The organism is Methylibium sp. Pch-M, assembly GCF_004136295.1.
GTDB lineage: Bacteria > Pseudomonadota > Gammaproteobacteria > Burkholderiales > Burkholderiaceae_C > Methylibium > Methylibium petroleiphilum.
Map to the genome: position 1 here is coordinate 2,021,084 of NZ_CP029606.1, position 18,333 is coordinate 2,039,416.

The following is an 18,333-nucleotide window of genomic DNA, read 5'->3' on the forward strand; positions in this document are numbered from 1 at the left end:
GCAACCCGGCATTATGCGGGGCTGACCGTTCGCGCGCAGGCACTCAGGGCCGGTCCAGCGCGCCGGACGTCAGTGCCTCACCCAGGCGTTGCGCCGCGCGGCCGCCCGGCAGCGGTGCCCGCCAGGTGCGGCTGTCCGTGCCGGCGGGCTGCCACCACAGCGCGCCATCCAGGATCGCCACGCGACCCAGCGCGCGGCCGTCGGCCGACAACGCCTCGGTCCAGGCTGTCGGCAGTTCCGCCGACGGGGCGGCGGCCACCGGCCGCCACTGGCCGCGCGTCAGTGCCTGCGCGTCGCTGAACCACGCCAGCGCGCTCGGCGGCATCACGGCCGCGGACGACGGCGCCGCCGCGTCGGCCTCGGCGCGGCGCGCCAGCCGGGCGGGCGCGCCGCCACCGCTGCCACTGCCTCGCAGGGCTGCGATCGGCGCGGCCAGTGGGTCGTCGGGCGCCGCGGCCTGGGCCGGCGGCCGTTCGTCGAGCCCGCTGCGCTCGGCGGCGGCGCCGAGCGGTGCCGGGGCCTGGTTCTGCGCCGCGGCGCGGGCCCGGTCCGGTGGCGCGACGGCCGGCGCAGGCGTGGTGGCCGCCATCGGGGGCGGCGGTGGCGACGCAGCCGGCGGGTTTGCCGCCTCGGGCGTTGCGCTTCTCTTCTCCTGGGCCGCGGCCTTCTCGGCGGGCGGACCCGATGGCGCGGGGGCCTTCGCGCGGGGCTGCGGGGTGGCGGCCTCGCGCCGTGCGTCGTCGTCGTTGTCGGTGCGCCGGGCCGTGGTGGCGGCAGCGGCGGCCTCGGCCGTTTCGTCGCGGCGTGCCGGCGGCCCGTCCGCTGCGGGGTCTGCGGCGGTGGCCGATGCGGACGGCGCGGTCGACGGCGCCGCGGGGGCGGCGCCATCGTGGACCGGTTCGGTCTCCGGCGGCGGGCCGTCGCGCCACATCACGCCGATCACGGTGGCGAGCATCAGGCTCGCGAATGCGGCCGTCGCGCCCGGATGGCGCAGCCACGCGGTGCACGAGGCCAACCCGTCGCGCAAACGGGCCCAGGAGCTCGGGACGGGGCGTGCCGTTGTCTCCGGCGCGCGTCCTGCGGCGGCCCGCGCGGCGTCGAGGATGCGCCGGCTCAGCTCGGCGGGCGGGCGGGCGTCGCGGTCCGGCGCATGCCGCAGCGCGGCGCGCAGATGGGCGTCGCGCGCCATGTCGTCGTCGCCCGCCGGCCCGGGTGGATGCGGGTGGTTCATGCGCTCCCCCCGGGCGCGGTCAGCGCGCCCGCGCCGGGCAGGTAGGCGCCCATGCAGGTGCGCAGCTTGCTCATCGCATAGCGCAGCCGGCTCTTGGCGGTCTCGAAGCCCAGCTCCAGCGCGGCGGCCAGTTCGGCGAGCGACAGGCCGTCCTCGTGGTGCAGCAGGAACACCGCCTTCTGCGCGGCCGGCAGGCCGTCCAGGCAATCGAGCAGGCGCTGGCCGGCGGCACGCCAGAAGGCCTGGTCGTCGACGCCCTGCCCATCGGCACCGGGGGTGGCGGCAGGCCAGCGCGCCCAGGGCTCGCCGTCGGGCTCCCACGGGTCGGGTCCCGGTGCGTCGACCGACACCTCCCGGCCGCTCCTGCGCAGGCAATCGACCGCGCGGTGGTGGCCCAGCGTGAACAGCCAGGTGCGGAAGCTCGCACCCTGCGGTGCCCAGCGGGCGCGCGCGTCGATCACGCGCAGCCAGGTGTCCTGGAACACCTCGTCGGTCTGCGCCGCGCAGGCGCTGCCGAGCAGCCGCCGCACGAAGCGGTAGAGCGAGACGTGGTGGCGTGCGTAGAGCCGTTCGAAGGCGCGCGCGTCGCCGCCGGCGAAGGCCTGCATCAGCGTGTCGTCGGAGGGTTCGGGCGTGGGGTCGGGCATGGGCCTGCTCAGTCTGCCATCGCGGCGGTTCGGGCTTGTACGTGCGAGGACCGCGAACGGGGTTGAACGGCGCGACGGCATTTGTCTTGACCCCGTTCGGGCGGCCCGGCCGTATCAGCCAGCCTGGGCGCGCGACGGATCGCGGGCCTCTGTCCTGTTCACCGACTGGAGTCGACGATGACCCTGCCTTCTTCCTTGTTCCCGCGCTGGCTGCGGCCGGCCGGGCTTGCCGCCGTCAGCCTGCTGAGCGCCTGCAGCGTCGGCTGGAGCGAGGCGCACGACTGGGTGTCGCCCGCGCCGGCGCGCTCCGAGGTCGTGCGTCCGCTGCCCCGGCCGACCGGCCCCGGCTGGGCCTCTGCGTTGTGGGCCGGCCCGCAGTCCGGGCCACCGGCGAACCCGGATGCGCGCGACTGCGACCGCGCGCCGCAGGCGGTCGAACTCGACGGCCCCGGCGACGGCCAGACCGCCCGCCGCGAGCGGCGCGAACGCTACCGCGGCGACGCGGAGCGCGACGACGGCGACCGCCGCGCCGACCGCCACGGCGCCGCCAAGGCCGCGGCCGAATCGGCGGCGGTGGCCGGCGGCGCGCCTTCGGAAAGCGCGGCCGCCGTGCGCAACAGCGCGCCGGCCGCGCCGCCGTTGGCCCAGGCCGACGAACGCACTCTGGCCGGACCCGCGCCGAGCCGCCCGCGCGACGAGCCGGTCTCGGCCGGCGTGGTCGACGACAACGCCGACTTCGGCGCCTACCTCGCCTACCGCGCGCGCAACGAGCACCTGCCGGTGCGCGCCCGCGACGTGCAGGAGCGCTACCGCCTCACGGTGCACGACGCCGCCGGCCGGCCGGTCGCCGACGCGCAGGTCAGCCTGCACGCCGATGGCCGCGCGCTCCCGCTGTGGGCCCGCACCGATGCCGGCGGCCAGGTGTGGCTGCACCCCGGCGTGATGCCGGGCGGCGCGCCGGCGCTGATGGAAGTCCAGGTGCGCAAGGGCGGCACCGTGGGCCGCGCGCTGCTGCAGCGCGGCCAGCGCGATGCGCTGCAGGTGCGGCTGGACCGTGACCTGCCGCTGCAGCGCGCCCGACTCGACCTGGTGTTCCTGGTCGACGCCACCGGCTCGATGGCCGACGAGATCGACAAGCTCAAGCGTTCGATGCGCTCGATGGCCGACCAGATCGCCCGCCTGCCGAGCCGTCCCGACACCTGCTTCGCGCTCGTGGCCTACCGCGACCGCGGCGACGCGTTCTTCGTGCGCGCGCACGACTTCGGCAAGGACCTCGACGCCTTCCAGCGCAGCCTCGGCGCCTTGCAGGCCGGCGGCGGCGGCGACTACCCCGAGGCGCTGAACGAGGCGCTGCACACCGCCGTGCACCGCCTGTCCTGGCGCGGCGACGGCGCCACGCGGCTGGTGGTGCTGGTGGCCGATGCGCCGCCCCACTTGGACTACGGCGCGCCCTGGTACGACGACGACATGCAGGGCGCGCTGGCGCGCGGCATCAAGCTGTTCGCGGTGGGGGCCAGCGGACTCGACCCGACCGGCGAGTACGTGTTCCGCCAGGCCGCGCAGTACACCGGTGGCCGTTTCGTGTTCCTCACCTATGCGAAGGCCGACGACCCGTCCAGCGGTCCGGGCCGCGAGACTTCGCACGACGTGGGCAACTACTCGGTCGAGTCGCTCGACCGGCTGGTGGTGCGGCTGGTGCGCGAAGAACTGGCGCGGCGACCGGCCGGTTGACGGCCGAGCATCGGCGACGACCCTTCGGGTTGATCGGCCCCGGGCCTCGCGCTAGGCTGCGGCATGCTCTCCTTCCTCTCGGCCTGTGCGAGGCGCCGCGGCGCCGCCCTGTTCGCGGTCGTGGCGCTCGCTGGATGCGGCGGCAGCGTGTCGCTGGGCTTCGGTTTCGGCGACGACGACCGGCCCAGCGCGTCGCTGGCCGTGTCGCCCACCAGCGCGGCGCCCGGCGACACCTTGCGCCTGGTGGCCGCGGCAAGCGACGACTATGGCGTCGACTTCGTCGAGTTCTACCGGGTCGACGGCAGCGGCTCCACGCTGCTGGGCTTCGACGGGCTGCCGCCCTACCAGCTCGACACCACGGTGCCCGCCAACGCGGCCGGCAGCGTGCAGTACTTCGCCCGTGCGGTCGATGGCGGCGGCCAGCGTGGCGACAGTGCGATCGTGTCGGTCGGCATCGGTCCCTGAGCGGGGCGTCGTCAACGAGAGACGATCGGGAGAGGGAGACGCTGTGGCTGCCGGCCTCGTGCCGACGCTCAGCGCCCCGCGTCCAGCACCCGCAGGATCTCGCGCCCGTAGGCCTCGAGCTTCTTCGCGCCGACCCCGCTGACCTCGCCCAGGTCGCCCAGCGTGGCCGGCGCGCGGCGTGCCATCTCGGCCAGCGTGGCGTTCGAGAAGATGATGTAGGTGGGCAGGTTGTGCTCGCGCGCCACCTCGCCGCGCCAGGCGCGCAAGGCCTCGAAGCGGACCTGCGCGGCGGCGTCCAGATCGGCTGGCGCGCCGCTGCCCTTCGCTCCCCGGCCGGTGCTGCCACCGCCGCGGGCGAGGCGTCCGCGCTTCGGTGTGTCGCTCGGCACGCGCAGCAGCAACTGCACCTCGCCCTTGAGCACCGCGCGCGCGCCGTCGGTCAGCGCCAGCGTGTTGTATTCGCCCTCGGACACCACGTGGCCCAGCGCGACCAGCTGGCGCAGTACGCCGCGCCATTGCTGCTCGGACAGGTCGGCGCCGACGCCGAAGGTCGACAGGCCATCGTGGCCGTACTGAGCGACCTTCTCGGTGGCCTTGCCGCGCAGCACGTCGATCAGGTGGCCAGCGCCGAAGCTGCGCGGCCCGCGGCCGTGCTGCCCGAAGCGGTAGACGCAGGACAGCAGCTTGCGCGCCGCCTCGGTGGCGTCCCACACCGCCGGCGGGTTCAGGCAGTTGTCGCAATTCCCGCAGGACCGACTGGGCTCGCCGAAATAGTCGAGCAGCCGCACGCGGCGGCAGTCGTGCGCCTCGGCCAGCGCCAGCAGCGCGTCGAGCTTGCCGCGCTGGGCGCGCTTGAACTCCTCGCCCGCCGGGCTGTCGTCGATCATGCGGCGCTGGTTCACCACGTCGGCCAGGCCGTAGGCCATCCAGGCCTCGGCGGGCTCGCCGTCGCGGCCGGCGCGGCCGGTCTCCTGGTAGTAGCTCTCGATGTTCTTCGGCAGGTCGAGGTGGGCGACGAAGCGCACGTCGGGCTTGTCGATGCCCATGCCGAACGCGATGGTCGCGACCATCACGATGCCGTCCTCGCGGAGGAAGCGGTTCTGGTGCCGCTGCCGCACTGCGGCGTCGAGCCCGGCGTGGTAGGGCAGCGCGGTGATGCCTTCCGTCTCGAGCCAGGCCGCGGTCTCGTCGACCTTCTTGCGCGACTGGCAGTACACGATGCCGGCCTCGCCCTCGTGCTCGTCGCCGATGAAGCGCAGCAGCTGCTTGCGCGGGTCGTCCTTCTCGACCACGCGGTAGCGGATGTTCGGCCGGTCGAAGCTGCTGATGAAGACGCGCGCGTCCTCGAGCTGCAGGCGCGACACGATGTCGGCGCGCGTGTGTTCGTCGGCCGTGGCGGTGAGCGCGATGCGCGGCACGTCGGCATAGCGCTCGTGCAGCACGTGCAGGCCCAGGTAGTCCTCGCGGAAATCGTGGCCCCACTGGCTCACGCAGTGCGCCTCGTCGATCGCGAACAGGCTCAGCAGGCCGCGCTCATGCAGTGAATCCAGCTGCGCCAGCATGCGCGGCGTGGTCAGGCGCTCCGGCGCGGCGTACAGCAGCACCAGCCGGCCGCTCATCATCTCGCGCTCGATGCGCTGCACGTCGGCGAGTTCGAGCGAGGAGTTCAGGAAGGCCGCATGCACGCCGGCTTCCTCGAGTGCGCCGACCTGGTCGTGCATCAGCGCGATCAGCGGGCTCACCACCACGGCCACGCCGTGGCCGGCGCGGTGGCGCGCGATCGCCGGCACCTGGTAGCACAGGCTCTTGCCGCCGCCGGTGGGCATCAGCACCAGGGCGTCGCCGCCGGCGCTCACGTGGTCGACGATCTCGGCCTGGTGTCCGCGGAAGGCGGTGTAGCCGAACACCTCCTGCAGCACGTTCAGCGGGTCGGTGGCGGGCAGGGTCGGGTCGGTTCGCGGCGGGGTCACGGGGCGGATGCTAGCGGAGCGCCCACAGGTGCCGGCCGGGCGCGGCCGTCAGGGCCTGGCGGGAGCGGAGTCCTGGAACGCGGTGGTGGCGGTGCCCGAGTCCGGCGGCATCGTCGACGGCACGGCCGGCAGGCGCCGCAGCTGCAGCTCGGCGAGCTCGGCGTACAGCGGCCGGCTCAGCAGCCGCGAGACGCCGCTGGCGCCCAGCGCCGCGGCCATCAGGCTGAGCACCATCGCGTGGCCGTCGACCATCTCCATCACGATGATGAAGGCGGTGATCGGCGCCTGCGTCACGGCGGCCAGGAAGCCGGCCATGCCGATGGCGATCAGCGCCGCACCGGCCGGCGAGCCGGTGAGCTGCGCGATGTCGGCGCCGATGCCTGCGCCGACCGACAGCGAGGGCGCGAAGATGCCGCCCGGCACGCCGCTCCAGGCCGACAGCCAGGTGCTGACGAACTTGAGCAGCACGAACAGCACCGGCAGGCCCGCGTCGCCGTTCAGCAGGCCCTTGGTCTCGTCGTAGCCGCTGCCGTAGGTGAGACCGCCGCTGACGATGCCGATCAGCGCCACCACGAAGCCGCAGCCGGCCGCGAAGCGCACCGGGTGGCGCCGCCGCAGCGCGCAGAAGCGGTCGGGCGCACCGACCATCGACACGATCAGCAGGCGCGAGAACAGCCCGCCCAGCAGGCCCGCGCACAGCACCACCAGCAGGCCGGGCAGCAGCAGGCCGCTGTCGAGCCGGCCGACGCGGATGACGCCGAAGTAGGTGGAGTTGCCGAAGGCCGAGACCGCCACCAGGCCGGCCAGCACGATGGCGGTGATGATCAGCCCGCTGTTGCGGTTCTCGATCTTGCGCGACAGCTCCTCGATCGCGAACACCACGCCGGCCAGCGGCGCGTTGAAGGCCGCCGCGATGCCGGCGGCGCCGCCGGCGATCAGCAGGCCGTGGTCGGTGACGCTCGATCGCGACGGCAGCCAGCGGCGCGCGTGCAGCATCACCCCGGCCGCCACCTGCACCGACGGGCCTTCGCGCCCGGCCGACAGGCCGGCCAGCAAGGCACCCGACGCCAGCACCAGCTTGGCCACGCTCAGCCGCAGCGACACGAACAGCCCGCGCTGCGACGGCGAGGTGCGCGTGTCCAGCGCCGCCAGCACCTGCGGAATCCCGGAGCCGGCGGCGCCCGGCACCCAGCGCAGCGTGACCCACACCAGCGCCGCGGTGAGCGCTGGCATCCAGACCAGCGGCAGCAGCGGGTGCAGGGCGCGCAGGGCACCGAAGCCCTCGAGCGCCAGCTCGCTCAGCATCGTGAAGCCGACCACGGCGAGCCCCGCTGCGACCGCGTACGCCAGCACCACGGCGCGATCTCGCCAGGCGCGCCAGTCGACCAGTTCCTGGCGAACGGCCTGGGTGAAGTCGGGTTGCTTCTTCAAGGGTGCGGGACGTGCGACGGTGCGCGAGCGGCGGCCCGCGCACCCACGGATGATGCCTGGGCCGGCTCATGCAAGAAGCGGGCGCAGGGCCATCGGGGCGGCGGGCATAATCATCGGCCGCCCCGGATTCCCGGGCCGCGGACCCCTCCGAATCCCCTTCTTTCTCCTTACTGCGCGGGAGCAGCGGCATGGCCTCCATCAACAAAGTCATCCTGATCGGCAACCTGGGCCGCGATCCCGAGGTGCGCTACACGCCCAGCGGTTCGGCCGTGTGCAACATCAGCCTCGCCACCACCCGCAACTGGAAGAGCAAGGACAGCGGCGACAAGGTCGAGGAGACCGAATGGCACCGCGTGGTGTTCTACGACCGCCTGGCCGAGATCGCCGGCGAGTACCTGAAGAAGGGCCGCCCGGTCTACGTCGAAGGCCGCCTGAAGACCCGCAAGTGGCAGGACAAGGACGGCGTCGAGAAGTACACCACCGAGATCATTGCCGAGCAGATGCAGCTGCTCGGCGGCCGCGAGGGCATGGGCGGCGGCGATGACGGCGGCTATTCCCGCGCCGACGACGGCGACGCCCCGCAGCGCGCGGCCCGCCCGCCGCAGCGCCCGGCCGCCTCGCGCCAGGCCCCCGCACCGGCCCCGCAGAAGTCGGCCACGGGCTTCGACGACATGGACGACGACATCCCGTTCTGACGCGTCCCCGGCGCACCGTCCCGCAGGGCCTGCAACCCGAGGTTGCCGGCCCTTTTTCAATGCGGTCCCGGGGCCGCGCGTTCCCCACATTCGGCGAAGGAGTACAGGCATGGCGGTCGAGGCAGCAGGCAACGAACAACTGGTCCGCGTGGTGGTGCTGCTGGCCGCCGGCGTGGTGGCGGTGCCGCTGTTCAAGCGCCTCGGCCTCGGCTCGGTGCTCGGCTACCTGGCCGCCGGGCTGGCGATCGGGCCGTTCGGCCTGGGGCTGTTCGCCGACGCGCAGACCATCCTGCACGTGGCCGAGCTGGGCGTCGTGATGTTCCTGTTCGTGATCGGGCTGGAGATGCAGCCCAAGCGCCTGTGGAGCCTGCGCCGCGAGATCTTCGGCCTGGGCCTGGCGCAGGTGGTGGCGTGCGGCGCGCTGCTCACCGGCGTCGGCGTGCTCGCCGGGCTGTCGGTGCCGGTGGCCTTCGTCGCCGCGATGGGCTTCGTGATGACCTCCACCGCCACCGTCATGCTGATCCTCGACGAGCGTGGCGAGACGGCCACCTCGCGCGGCCAGCGTGTGGTCTCGATCCTGCTGCTGGAAGACCTGGCCATCGTGCCGCTGCTGGCCATCGTGGCCTTTCTCGCGCCGGCGCACACCGATGTCGACAGTTCCATCTGGCGCGCGCTGCTGCTGGCGCTGGTGGCGGTGGGCAGCGTCACGATCGCGGGGCGCTGGCTGCTGAATCCGATGTTCCGGCTGCTGGCGGCGGCGCGCGCGCGGGAGGTGATGACCGCGGCCGCGCTGCTGGTGGTGCTGGGCGCTGCGCTGCTGATGCAGTTCGGCGGCCTGTCGATGGCGATGGGCGCCTTCCTGGCCGGCGTGATGCTGTCGGAATCGAGCTTCCGGCACCAGTTGGAGGCGGACATCGAGCCCTTCCGCGGCATCCTGCTCGGCCTGTTCTTCCTGAGCGTCGGCATGTCGCTCGACCTCACGGTGTTCGCCAGCCACTGGCCCCAGGTGCTGGGCGGCGTGGTGGTGTTCATGCTGGTGAAGGCGGCCGGCATCTACGTCGTGGCGCGCGCGCTCGGCGCGCCGCACGGCGACGCGCTGCACCGCATGGTGCTGATGGCCCAGGGCGGCGAGTTCGCGTTCGTGCTGTACTCGGCCGGCGTCAGCGCCGGGCTGCTCGACGGTCCGATGAATGCGGTGCTCACCGCGATCGTGATCCTGTCGATGGCGCTCACGCCGCTGGCGGTCGGGGCCCTGCGCTGGATGCTGCCGCGCGGCGCGGCCTCGCTCGAGGGCGTGGACCGGGCCGACGGCCTGACCGGCAGCGTGCTGATGATCGGCTTCGGCCGCTTCGGCCAGGTGGCCAGCCAGGCCCTGCTGGCGCGCGGGGTCGACGTGGCGATCATCGACTCGGACACCGAGATGATCCAGAGCGCCGACGGCTTCGGCTTCAAGGTCTACTACGGCGACGGCACCCGGCTCGACGTGCTGCACGCCTCCGGCGCCGCGACCGCCGAGGCGATCGCCGTCTGCGTGGACGACAAGGCGGCGGCGCTGAAGATCGTCGAGCTGGTGAAGCACTCGTTCCCGCAGGCCCGCCTGCTGGTGCGCTCCTTCGATCGCGAGCACGCGCTGAAGCTCATCGCCGCCGGCGTGGACTACCAGGTGCGCGAGACCTTCGAGTCGGCCAGTGCCTTCGGCGAGGCCGCATTGCGGGCCCTGGGCGTCTCGCCCGACGAGGCCGCCCAGGTGGCGGCCGAGGTGCGCCGCCGCGACGACGAGCGCCTGCAGCTGCAGATCACCGGCGGCCTGCGCGCGGGGGTGGGCATGATGCTCAGCAACCGCATGAAGCCCACGCCGCTGACCAAGCCGGCGCGTGCCGGCCTAGCCCTCAACGAAGAGACCGCGTCGGTCACGGCCAACGCGCCCTGACGCTGCGCTGAAGCGGCGCCGCTCCGGCCGGGGCCCGGCCCCGCGCGCGGGCGGGCTCCGGCGCGCCTTATGCGCCGCGCCGCTATCGAACGCCGGAAAGCTTCGTTGGCCGGTGCGGCGAGTCTCCCTATCGTGCGGGCACTGCATCCCCACACGGAGCCGCCTTGTCACTCTTCCGCTGTCCGGCCTGAACCGATCGCGACCCCTTTGACGCGGGGGCGGTTGCAGGCTGCGTCTCCTTCGCTCGTCTCTGCCTTCTGGCCTGGTTCATCGGCCGCCCCCGTCCTTTCTTTCCTCGTTGGTGCGCGGCGACGTTCGCCGCACCCACGAACCGGAGTTCCCCATGAGCCATTCGGATTCTTCTTCCTCGTCCCGCTGGAGCCGGCTGCCGCAGTCGTCCCGTCGCCGCCTGCTGCAGGCCTTCGGCGCCGCCGCCGGTGCGGCCGCGCTCGGTACCTGGCCGCTGGCCCGTGCGCAGTCGGCGGGCGCGGCGCGCGATCCGCTGCGCGTCGGCTACCAGAAGTCGGCCAGCCTGTTCGTGCTGCAGAAGGCGCAGGGCTCGCTGGAGAAGAAGCTCGCGCCGCTGGGCGTGGGCGTGAAGTGGGTCGAGTTCCCGGCCGGCCCGCAGTTGCTGGAAGGCCTGAACGTCGGCTCGGTGGACATCGGCCACGTCGGCGAGGCGCCGCCGATCTTTGCGCAGGCGGCCGGCGCCGACTTCGTCTACATCGGCCACGACCCGGCCGCGCCGGAGGCCGAGGCCATCGTCGTGCCGCAGGGCTCGGCGATCAGGAGCGTGGCCGAACTCAAGGGCAGGAAGGTCGCGCTGAACAAGGGCTCGAACGTGCACTACCTGCTGGTGCGCGCGCTCGAGAAGGCCGGCCTGAAGTACACGGACATCCAGCCGGTCTTCCTGCCGCCGGCCGATGCCCGCGCGGCGTTCGAGAAGGGCGCCGTCGATGCCTGGGCGATCTGGGACCCCTTCCTCGCCGCGGTCGAGAAGCAGACCGGCGCGCGCGTGCTGGTCGACGGCCGCAACGGCGTCGCCAACAACTACCTGTTCTACCTGGCCGAGCGCAAGTTCGTGCAGAAGAACGGCGACGTGATCCAGGCGCTGTTCGCCGATTCGCAGGAGCAGGGCCGCTGGCTCAAGGCCGACCTGAAGCGCGCCGCGGCGATCATCGCGCCGCTGCAGGGCCTGGACCCGGAGATCGTCGAGCTCGCGCTGCGCCGCTACAACTTCAGCGTCACGCCGCTCAGCGAGCAGGTCGCGGCGCAGCAGCAGCAGATCGCCGACGTGTTCCACGAGCTCAAGCTGATCCCCAAGCCGATCCGCGTGGCCGACGCCCTGCCCGCGGTGCGCGTCGCGCAGAAGCAGCCCTGAGGCGACGCGATGAGCTTGCACCGACATGCGTTGTTCGCCGGCGTGCTGGCGCTGGCCGCCGGGCTGCTGTTGTTCGCGCCCGAAGGGCACAGCCAGCCGGCCGCGCCGAAGGATATCCGCATCGGCTTCCAGAAGAGCGCCGTCAACCTGGTGATCCTCAAGCAGCAGGGGGCACTGGAGAAGCGCTTCCCCGACAGCAAGGTGTCGTGGATCGAGTTCCCGGCCGGTCCGCAATTGCTGGAGGCGCTGGCGGTCGGCAGCCTGGAGATCGGCCTCACCGGCGACTCGCCGCCGGTGTTCGCGCAGGCGGCCGGCAAGGACCTGCGCTACGTCGGCGCCGAGCCGCCCAAGCCGCAGAGCTCGGCCCTCCTGGTGAAGCCCGATTCGCCGCTGCGCACGCTGGCCGACCTGAAGGGCCGCAAGGTCGCGTTCCAGAAGGGCTCCAGCGCGCACTACCTCGTGGTGCGCGCGCTGGCGCAGGCCGGGCTGCGGTGGAGTGACATCACGCCGATCTACCTGCCGCCGTCGGACGCACGCGCTGCCTTCGAGCGCGGCAGCGTCGATGCCTGGGCGATCTGGGACCCGTACTACGCCGCGACCGAGCTCGACATCCAGCCGCGCGTGCTGAGCAACGGCGTGGGCCTGTCGGGCAACAACTCGTTCTACCTCGCGTCGACCGCGTTCACGCAGAACCATCCGCAGGCGGTGCAGACCCTGCTCGACGAGCTGACGCGGGCCGATGCCTACGTGCAGTCGCACCGCAAGGAGTCGGCGCAGTTCATCGCCGACTTCAGCGGCCTGAGCCTGGCGACGGTGCATCGGTTCATCTCGCGCCGCCCGCCGTCGCCGGTGAAGCCGCTGTCGCCGGCGCTGGTGGCCGACCAGCAGCGCGTGGCCGATGCCTTCCAGCAGCTCGGGCTGATCCCCAAGCCGGTGGCGGTGGCCGAGATCGTGTGGCAACCCGGCGCCTCGGGTGCGGCACGCGTCGCGAACGCCGCCCGCTGAGGCAACAACAACGACACGACCGAAGACGAAGGAGAGACGAGCGATGAAGCTGCTCTGGTTCATTCCCACCCACGGCGACTCGCGCTACCTCGGCAGCGCGCAAGGCGCGCGCGCGGCCGACTACAACTACTTCCGTCAGGTCGCGATCGCCGCCGACAGCCTGGGCTACGAGGGTGTGCTGATCCCGACCGGCCGCTCCTGCGAGGACCCGTGGGTCGTCGCGGCCAGCCTGATCGGCGAGACGCGGCGCCTGAAGTTCCTCGTTGCCTTGCGGCCCGGGCTGGTGGCGCCTTCGCAGTCGGCGCGCATGGCGGCCACCTTCGACCGGCTCTCCGGCGGGCGCCTGCTGGTGAACCTGGTGACCGGCGGCGACGCCGAGGAGCTGGCCGGCGACGGCCAGTTCCTGAGCCACGCCGAACGCTACGAACAGTCGGTCGAGTTCATGAAGATCTGGCGCGAGGTGATCGCACGTTCGCACGAACCGCAGAACGCGGTCGACTTCGACGGCCAGCACCTGCAGGTGAAGGGCGCGAAGCTGCTCTACCCGCCGATCGCGAAGCCCTATCCGCCGCTGTTCTTCGGCGGCTCGTCGGAGGCCGCGCACGAGCTGGCGGCCGAGCAGTTCGACACCTACCTCACCTGGGGAGAACCGCCGGCCGCGGTGGCCGAGAAGGTGGCCGACATCCGGCGCCGCGCCGCGAAGCACGGTCGCACGCTGAGCTTCGGCATCCGCCTGCACGTGATCGTGCGCGAGACGGAAGACGAGGCCTGGCGCGCGGCCGGCGCGCTGCTGTCGCACCTCGACGACGCCACCATCGCCGCCGCGCAGCAGCGCTTCGGCCAGATGGACTCGGTGGGCCAGCGCCGCATGGCCGAGCTCAACAAGGGCCAGTTCAACCGCGCCAACATCCGCGAGGGCCTGGAGATCTCGCCCAACCTGTGGGCGGGCGTGGGCCTGGTGCGCGGCGGCGCCGGCACGGCACTGGTCGGCAACCCCGAGCAGGTGGCCGCGCGCATCAAGGAATACGCGGCGCTCGGGCTCGATCACTTCATCCTGTCGGGTTATCCGCACCTGGAGGAGGCGCACCGCGTGGCCGAGCTGGTGTTCCCGCTGCTGCCGCTGCAGCACGAGGCCGGCGCGGCAGCGACCCACGTGCTCAGCGGGCCGTTCGGCGAGATCGTCGCCAACAGCTTCGTGCCGCCGCCGGCCGCCGCGCCGCTGCGCGTGAGCGCCAGCTGATCGAAGGCGCGGAGGGAGCCACCATGACTGTCATCGATGCTGCCGAGCCCGTGCCGACGAGCGGCGCCGCGCCGGCCCGACCCGCGCCGCGGCCGGCCTCCGGGGCGGTGCTGCGCCGCCTGCTGCCCTGGCTGCTGCCGGTCGCCCTGCTGAGCGGCTGGCAGCTGGCGTCGCAGCTGGGCTGGCTGTCGACCCGCATCCTGCCCGAGCCCTGGGCGGTGCTGAAGGCGTTCTGGGCGCTGGCCGCGTCGGGCGAGATGTGGCAGCACGTGGCCACCAGCACCTGGCGCGCCTTCGCCGGCCTGGCGATCGGCGGCGGCCTGGGCCTGGTGCTCGGCCTCGCGACCGGCACTTTCCGCACGCTCGAGACCGCGCTCGACTCGACGCTGCAGATGGTGCGCAACATCCCGCCGCTGGCGATGATCCCGCTGGTCATCCTGTGGTTCGGCATCGACGAGGGCGCCAAGCTCTTCCTGGTCGCCTTCGGCGTGTTCTTCCCGGTCTACCTGAACACCTTCCACGGCATCCGCGCGGTCGACCCGGCGCTGATCGAGATGGCGCGCAGCTACGGGCTGTCGGGCTTCGCGCTGTATCGGCAGGTCATCCTGCCGGGTGCGCTGCCGAACATCCTGGTCGGCCTGCGCTTCGCGCTCGGCCTGATGTGGGTGCTGCTGATCGTGGCCGAAACGATCTCGGCGCAGGCCGGCATCGGCTACATGACGATGAATGCGCGCGAGTTCCTGCAGACCGACGTGGTGCTGGTCGGCATCCTGCTCTATGCGCTGCTCGGCAAGCTGGCCGACCTGGCGGCCAAGGCGCTCGAGCGCTGGTGGCTGCGCTGGCATCCCGGCTACCGGTCGGTGCCGTGACGTCCCCCTCCTCTTCCGCTGCGGCACGACCATGCACCACCTCGAAATCGAACTGAACGAACTCGCGGTCGCGACGGCGCCCGAGTTCGCCTGGCCGGCCACGCGCCGGGCCCCGGCCGCCGCCGAGGCGCCGGCCATCGCGCGCCACGCGAACGACGCGCCGCGTGGCACCGCACTGCGGCTCGACCGCGTCGGCAAGCAGTTCGGCGACCGCGTGGTGCTCGACGCGATCGACCTGCGCATCGAGCCCGGCGAGTTCGTCGCCATCGTCGGCCGCAGCGGCTGCGGCAAGAGCACGCTGCTGCGGCTCGTGGCCGGGCTCGAGACCGCGAGCCACGGCTCGATCGCACTCGACGGCGCGAGCGATTCGCTCGATCAGCGGCGCGACTTGCGCGTGATGTTCCAGGACGCCCGCCTGCTGCCCTGGAAGCGCGTGCTGGACAACGTGGCGCTCGGCCTCGAAGGGCGCGACGCGAAGGAACGGGCCCGCGAGGCGCTGGCGCAGGTGGGCCTGGCCGAGCGCGCCGGCGAATGGCCGGCGGTGCTGTCGGGCGGCCAGCGCCAGCGGGTGGCGCTGGCGCGTGCGCTGGTGCATGCGCCGCGGCTGCTGCTGCTCGACGAGCCGCTGGGGGCGCTGGACGCGCTGACGCGCATCGAGATGCAGCGCCTGATCGAGAGCCTGTGGCGCCGCCACGGTTTCACCGCACTGCTGGTGACGCACGACGTGGCCGAGGCGGTGGCGCTGGCCGATCGCGTGCTGCTGATCGAGGACCACCGCATCGTGCTCGACGAGCGCGTCGCGCTGGCCCGGCCGCGCTCGCGCGGCGACGCCGGCTTCGCTGCGCGCGAGGAGGGCATCCTGCAGCGCGTGCTGCAGCAGCCGGCGGTCGAGCCGGCGGTCACGGACGTGCTGCCGGATCCGTACCGGGCGCACCGGTTGCGCTGGGCCGTCTGAGGGCTCGCCAGAACCCTCACCCCGGCCCTCTCCCGCCGTGCGGGAGAGGGGGCAGATCGGCTCCCTCTCCCCATCGGGGGAGAGGGTGGGGGTGAGGGGGCAGCGGCCCGGCCCATGCCCCCACCGCCCCGCGCACCGCCGCCGCGCGGGCACACTGCCGGCATGACGACGAGCGCGCAGGGCGGCAACGAGGACGACTGGCTGGTGGCCTGCCTGTGTGCAGAGTGGTGCGGCACCTGCCGCGACTACCGCGCGGTCTTCGAGGCGCTGGCGCGCGAGCAACCGGCGTTGCGCTGCGTGTGGGTGGACATCGAGGACGACAGCGATGCGCTCGCGCCGCTCGACCTCGACATCGAGAACTTCCCGACCGTGCTGGTGGCGCGTGGCGCCGAGCTGCGCTTCTTCGGCACGCTGCTCCCGCACGCCGCCACGCTGGCGCGCACGCTGGAGGCCGCGCGCGGCGCCGCATTGGTCGCACTGCCACCAGCGCAGGCCGATGCGCTGGTGACGACGGTGCGCGCAATCGGACAGACAGTGAACGGCTGAGCGCGGCGCTCCGCCCTCATGCGGTTTGCGCATGTGGGCAGGCGAAGAGCTTCGTTGGTTGCAGAAGCGGCGCGGGCTACCTTCAGGTTTTGCACTGAAGAGGAAGTCCCCGCATGAGCATCACCGCCATCAACGTCCGCAACCAGTTCCGCGGCAAAGTCAAGGAGATCATCGAAGGGCCGGTGGTGTCGGAGATCGACGTCGAGACCCCGGCCGGTTTGATCGTGACCTCGGTCATCACCACGCGCTCGGTCAAGGAGCTGCAGCTGGTGCCCGGCAAGGACGTGATCGCGCTGGTCAAGTCGACCGAAGTGTCGATCGCCACGCTGTAGGCCGCCCGCCATGCACGCCGCCGCGTTCCAGGTGCCTCGCCTGCTGGTGGTGCCGGGGCTGAACGACAGCGGGCCGGTGCACTGGCAGACCTGGCTGCAGTCGCAGTACCGCGACGCCGCGCGCGTGGTGCAGCGCGACTGGTCCGACCCGCGGCTCGAACGCTGGGCCGCGCGCATCGACGCGACACTGGAGCGCGCGGCCGGGCGCAGCCGCGGCGGCGAGCCAGAATCGTTCGTCGCTGTCGCGCACAGCTTCGGCTGCCTCGCATTGGCCCGCCACCTGGCGCAGCGCCCCGATTCGCCGGTGCGCGCCGCGCTGTTCGTCGCACCGGCCGACCCCGACAAATTCGGCGTGGCCGGGCTGCTGCCTCAGCAGCGCCTCGCGGTACCGAGCACCGTGGTGGCCAGCGACACCGATCCCTGGATGACCGCCGCCAGCAGCCGCCGCTGGGCCCAGCGCTGGGGCAGTGCGTGGCTGACGCTCGGCGATGCCGGGCACATCAACGCCGAGGCCGGCTTCGGTCCGCTGCCGCTGGCGCGGCGCTGGGTCACCGCGATGAGTGCGCGTCTCGCCCGCGAGCAACGGCCGGAGCGCGCGACGCTGGCCGAGTGGTCGTTCGCGGTCTGAGGCGCGCCGCCGTGGCCGCTTGGTCGCTGAACGCATAAGCGTCCTTGCTTTCATTCGTTCCGCGTCGAAGCGGCGTTTTCTAGCATCTCCCCATTCGCTCATTCCCGCCCTGATTCCGTGATCCCGAGGACCTTCATGACCCGTTTCGCTTCCGTCCGTGGCGCGCTCGCCGCCGCCTTCCTGACCCTGGCCGCCGGTGCCGCCGCCGCCAAGGACGTGACCCTGCTCAATGTCTCCTACGACCCGACTCGCGAGCTCTACGTCGAGTACAACGCTGCCTTCGCCAAGCACTGGAAGGGCAAGACGGGCGACAACGTGACCGTCAAGCAGTCGCACGGCGGCTCGGGCAAGCAGGCCCGCTCGGTGATCGACGGCATCGACGCCGACGTGGTGACGCTGGCGCTGGCCTACGACATCGACGAGATCGGCGAGAAGGCCAAGCTGCTGCCCGCCGACTGGCAGAAGCGCCTGAAGCACAACAGCTCGCCCTACACCTCCACCTACATCTTCCTGGTGCGCAAGGGGAACCCGAAGGGCATCAAGAACTGGGACGACCTGGTGAAGCCGGGCGTGTCGGTGATCACCGCCAACCCCAAGACCTCGGGCGGCGCGCGCTGGGGCTACCTGGCGGCCTACGGCTTCGCGCTCAAGCAGCCCGGCGGCAACGACGCCAAGGCGCGCGAGTTCGTCGGCACCCTGTTCAAGAACGTGCCGGTGCTGGATTCCGGCGCCCGCGGCTCCACGGTGACCTTCGCCGAGCGCGGCATCGGCGACGTGCTGTTGGCCTGGGAGAACGAGGCCCACCTGTCGCTGAAGGAGTTCGGTGCCGACAAGTTCGACATCGTCTATCCGCCGCTGAGCATCCTGGCCGAGCCGCCGGTGACGGTGGTCGACAAGGTGGTCGACAAGAAGGGCACCCGCGACGTGGCCCAGGCCTACCTGGAGTACCTGTACACCGCGGAAGGCCAGGAGATCGCGGCGCGCAACTTCTACCGGCCGATCGACGAGAAGGTCGCGGCCAAGTACGCGAAGAACTTTCCGAAGGTCAACCTGTTCACCATCGACGAGGTGTTCGGCGGCTGGGCCAAGGCGCAGAAGACGCACTTCGCCGACGGCGGGGTGTTCGACCAGATCTACACCAAGAAGTAGACGCAAGTCCTGCAAGGAGAGCAGGCGCCCGCGGGTGGGCGCCTGTCGGCGTTTGGCTACGCCATTTTTCTCATAAGCATTCGACGAATCTGTCGTTCCGGTTTGAAGCGGCGGTCCCTAGCATCCGC

At 72.4% G+C, this 18,333-nt stretch carries 17 protein-coding genes; 13 read left to right on the forward strand and 4 right to left on the reverse strand.

Features of this window, described 5'->3' with window-relative positions:
• Nucleotides 1-43: 43 nt before the first annotated feature.
• On the reverse strand, nt 44-1,231 hold the full coding sequence (locus C1M51_RS09775) for a hypothetical protein (protein ID WP_129449404.1): 1,188 nt from the start codon (nt 1,229-1,231) through the stop codon (nt 44-46).
• A complete protein-coding gene (locus C1M51_RS09780; protein WP_129449405.1) occupies nt 1,228-1,878 on the reverse strand; it encodes a sigma-70 family RNA polymerase sigma factor in 651 nt (216 codons plus the stop codon). The genes C1M51_RS09775 and C1M51_RS09780 overlap by 4 nt, the downstream gene beginning before the upstream one ends.
• 177 nt (nt 1,879-2,055) lie before the next feature.
• Here C1M51_RS09780 and C1M51_RS09785 point away from each other — a divergent pair, with 177 nt between their 5' ends.
• Together C1M51_RS09785 and C1M51_RS09790 are read left to right on the forward strand one after the other, a co-directional pair.
• Nucleotides 2,056-3,609 (forward strand): VWA domain-containing protein, encoded by a 1,554-nt coding sequence (locus C1M51_RS09785; RefSeq protein WP_129449407.1) that lies wholly within the window; start codon nt 2,056-2,058, stop codon nt 3,607-3,609.
• 63 nt (nt 3,610-3,672) lie between these two features.
• Complete coding sequence (locus C1M51_RS09790; protein ID WP_129449409.1) at nt 3,673-4,074, forward strand: Ig-like domain-containing protein; 402 nt, start codon at nt 3,673-3,675, stop codon at nt 4,072-4,074.
• A 68-nt stretch (nt 4,075-4,142) separates the two neighbouring features.
• Here C1M51_RS09790 and recQ read toward each other — a convergent pair whose 3' ends face one another.
• The gene (gene recQ, locus C1M51_RS09795; RefSeq protein ID WP_242499639.1) at nt 4,143-6,044 is read right to left on the reverse strand and encodes a DNA helicase RecQ; all 1,902 of its coding nucleotides are present in this window, start codon (nt 6,042-6,044) and stop codon (nt 4,143-4,145) included.
• 48 nt (nt 6,045-6,092) lie between these two features.
• Nucleotides 6,093-7,475 carry a chloride channel protein gene (locus C1M51_RS09800; RefSeq protein WP_129449410.1) on the reverse strand — a complete coding sequence of 461 codons (1,383 nt, stop codon included), beginning with the start codon at nt 7,473-7,475 and terminating at the stop codon, nt 6,093-6,095.
• A gap of 188 nt (nt 7,476-7,663) precedes the next feature.
• Here C1M51_RS09800 and ssb point away from each other — a divergent pair, with 188 nt between their 5' ends.
• The 11 genes from ssb (at nt 7,664) to C1M51_RS09855 (ending at nt 18,205) form a co-directional block, all read left to right on the forward strand.
• Nucleotides 7,664-8,170, forward strand: a complete 507-nt coding sequence (ssb, locus tag C1M51_RS09805) for a single-stranded DNA-binding protein (protein ID WP_129449411.1) — start codon at nt 7,664-7,666, stop codon at nt 8,168-8,170.
• A 109-nt stretch (nt 8,171-8,279) separates the two neighbouring features.
• Nucleotides 8,280-10,100: a monovalent cation:proton antiporter-2 (CPA2) family protein gene (locus C1M51_RS09810; RefSeq protein WP_129449412.1), complete on the forward strand. Its 1,821-nt coding sequence runs from the start codon at nt 8,280-8,282 to the stop codon at nt 10,098-10,100.
• Nucleotides 10,101-10,443: 343 nt separating this feature from the next.
• Nucleotides 10,444-11,481 (forward strand): sulfonate ABC transporter substrate-binding protein, encoded by a 1,038-nt coding sequence (locus C1M51_RS09815; RefSeq protein ID WP_129449413.1) that lies wholly within the window; start codon nt 10,444-10,446, stop codon nt 11,479-11,481.
• Nucleotides 11,482-11,490: 9 nt separating this feature from the next.
• Entirely contained in the window at nt 11,491-12,486 is a 996-nt protein-coding gene (locus tag C1M51_RS09820) for an aliphatic sulfonate ABC transporter substrate-binding protein (RefSeq protein ID WP_129449414.1), read from the forward strand.
• Nucleotides 12,487-12,529: 43 nt separating this feature from the next.
• Nucleotides 12,530-13,726, forward strand: coding sequence for an FMNH2-dependent alkanesulfonate monooxygenase (ssuD, locus tag C1M51_RS09825; protein ID WP_129449415.1), 1,197 nt, complete (start codon nt 12,530-12,532; stop codon nt 13,724-13,726).
• Between the two features lie 23 nt (nt 13,727-13,749).
• On the forward strand, nt 13,750-14,595 hold the full coding sequence (gene ssuC, locus C1M51_RS09830; protein WP_242499640.1) for an aliphatic sulfonate ABC transporter permease SsuC: 846 nt from the start codon (nt 13,750-13,752) through the stop codon (nt 14,593-14,595).
• A 31-nt stretch (nt 14,596-14,626) separates the two neighbouring features.
• Nucleotides 14,627-15,550 (forward strand): ATP-binding cassette domain-containing protein, encoded by a 924-nt coding sequence (locus C1M51_RS09835; RefSeq protein ID WP_242499641.1) that lies wholly within the window; start codon nt 14,627-14,629, stop codon nt 15,548-15,550.
• A 162-nt stretch (nt 15,551-15,712) separates the two neighbouring features.
• Nucleotides 15,713-16,096, forward strand: coding sequence for a thioredoxin family protein (locus tag C1M51_RS09840; protein ID WP_129449416.1), 384 nt, complete (start codon nt 15,713-15,715; stop codon nt 16,094-16,096).
• Between the two features lie 113 nt (nt 16,097-16,209).
• Nucleotides 16,210-16,428 (forward strand): molybdopterin-binding protein, encoded by a 219-nt coding sequence (locus C1M51_RS09845; RefSeq protein ID WP_129449417.1) that lies wholly within the window; start codon nt 16,210-16,212, stop codon nt 16,426-16,428.
• A gap of 10 nt (nt 16,429-16,438) precedes the next feature.
• The gene (locus tag C1M51_RS09850; protein ID WP_242499642.1) at nt 16,439-17,056 is read left to right on the forward strand and encodes an alpha/beta hydrolase; all 618 of its coding nucleotides are present in this window, start codon (nt 16,439-16,441) and stop codon (nt 17,054-17,056) included.
• 135 nt (nt 17,057-17,191) lie between these two features.
• Complete coding sequence (locus tag C1M51_RS09855) at nt 17,192-18,205, forward strand: sulfate ABC transporter substrate-binding protein (RefSeq protein WP_129449418.1); 1,014 nt, start codon at nt 17,192-17,194, stop codon at nt 18,203-18,205.
• Nucleotides 18,206-18,333 lie beyond the last annotated feature (128 nt).

Coding starts and splice junctions, on each gene's coding strand:
- C1M51_RS09775 (WP_129449404.1), bottom strand. CDS start 1,231: ATGAACCACCCGCATCCACCCGGGCCGGCGGGCGACGACGACATGGCG.
- C1M51_RS09780 (WP_129449405.1), bottom strand. CDS start 1,878: ATGCCCGACCCCACGCCCGAACCCTCCGACGACACGCTGATGCAGGCC.
- C1M51_RS09785 (WP_129449407.1), top strand. CDS start 2,056: ATGACCCTGCCTTCTTCCTTGTTCCCGCGCTGGCTGCGGCCGGCCGGG.
- C1M51_RS09790 (WP_129449409.1), top strand. CDS start 3,673: ATGCTCTCCTTCCTCTCGGCCTGTGCGAGGCGCCGCGGCGCCGCCCTG.
- ssb (WP_129449411.1), top strand. CDS start 7,664: ATGGCCTCCATCAACAAAGTCATCCTGATCGGCAACCTGGGCCGCGAT.
- C1M51_RS09810 (WP_129449412.1), top strand. CDS start 8,280: ATGGCGGTCGAGGCAGCAGGCAACGAACAACTGGTCCGCGTGGTGGTG.
- C1M51_RS09815 (WP_129449413.1), top strand. CDS start 10,444: ATGAGCCATTCGGATTCTTCTTCCTCGTCCCGCTGGAGCCGGCTGCCG.
- C1M51_RS09820 (WP_129449414.1), top strand. CDS start 11,491: ATGAGCTTGCACCGACATGCGTTGTTCGCCGGCGTGCTGGCGCTGGCC.
- ssuD (WP_129449415.1), top strand. CDS start 12,530: ATGAAGCTGCTCTGGTTCATTCCCACCCACGGCGACTCGCGCTACCTC.
- ssuC (WP_242499640.1), top strand. CDS start 13,750: ATGACTGTCATCGATGCTGCCGAGCCCGTGCCGACGAGCGGCGCCGCG.
- C1M51_RS09835 (WP_242499641.1), top strand. CDS start 14,627: ATGCACCACCTCGAAATCGAACTGAACGAACTCGCGGTCGCGACGGCG.
- C1M51_RS09840 (WP_129449416.1), top strand. CDS start 15,713: ATGACGACGAGCGCGCAGGGCGGCAACGAGGACGACTGGCTGGTGGCC.
- C1M51_RS09845 (WP_129449417.1), top strand. CDS start 16,210: ATGAGCATCACCGCCATCAACGTCCGCAACCAGTTCCGCGGCAAAGTC.
- C1M51_RS09850 (WP_242499642.1), top strand. CDS start 16,439: ATGCACGCCGCCGCGTTCCAGGTGCCTCGCCTGCTGGTGGTGCCGGGG.
- C1M51_RS09855 (WP_129449418.1), top strand. CDS start 17,192: ATGACCCGTTTCGCTTCCGTCCGTGGCGCGCTCGCCGCCGCCTTCCTG.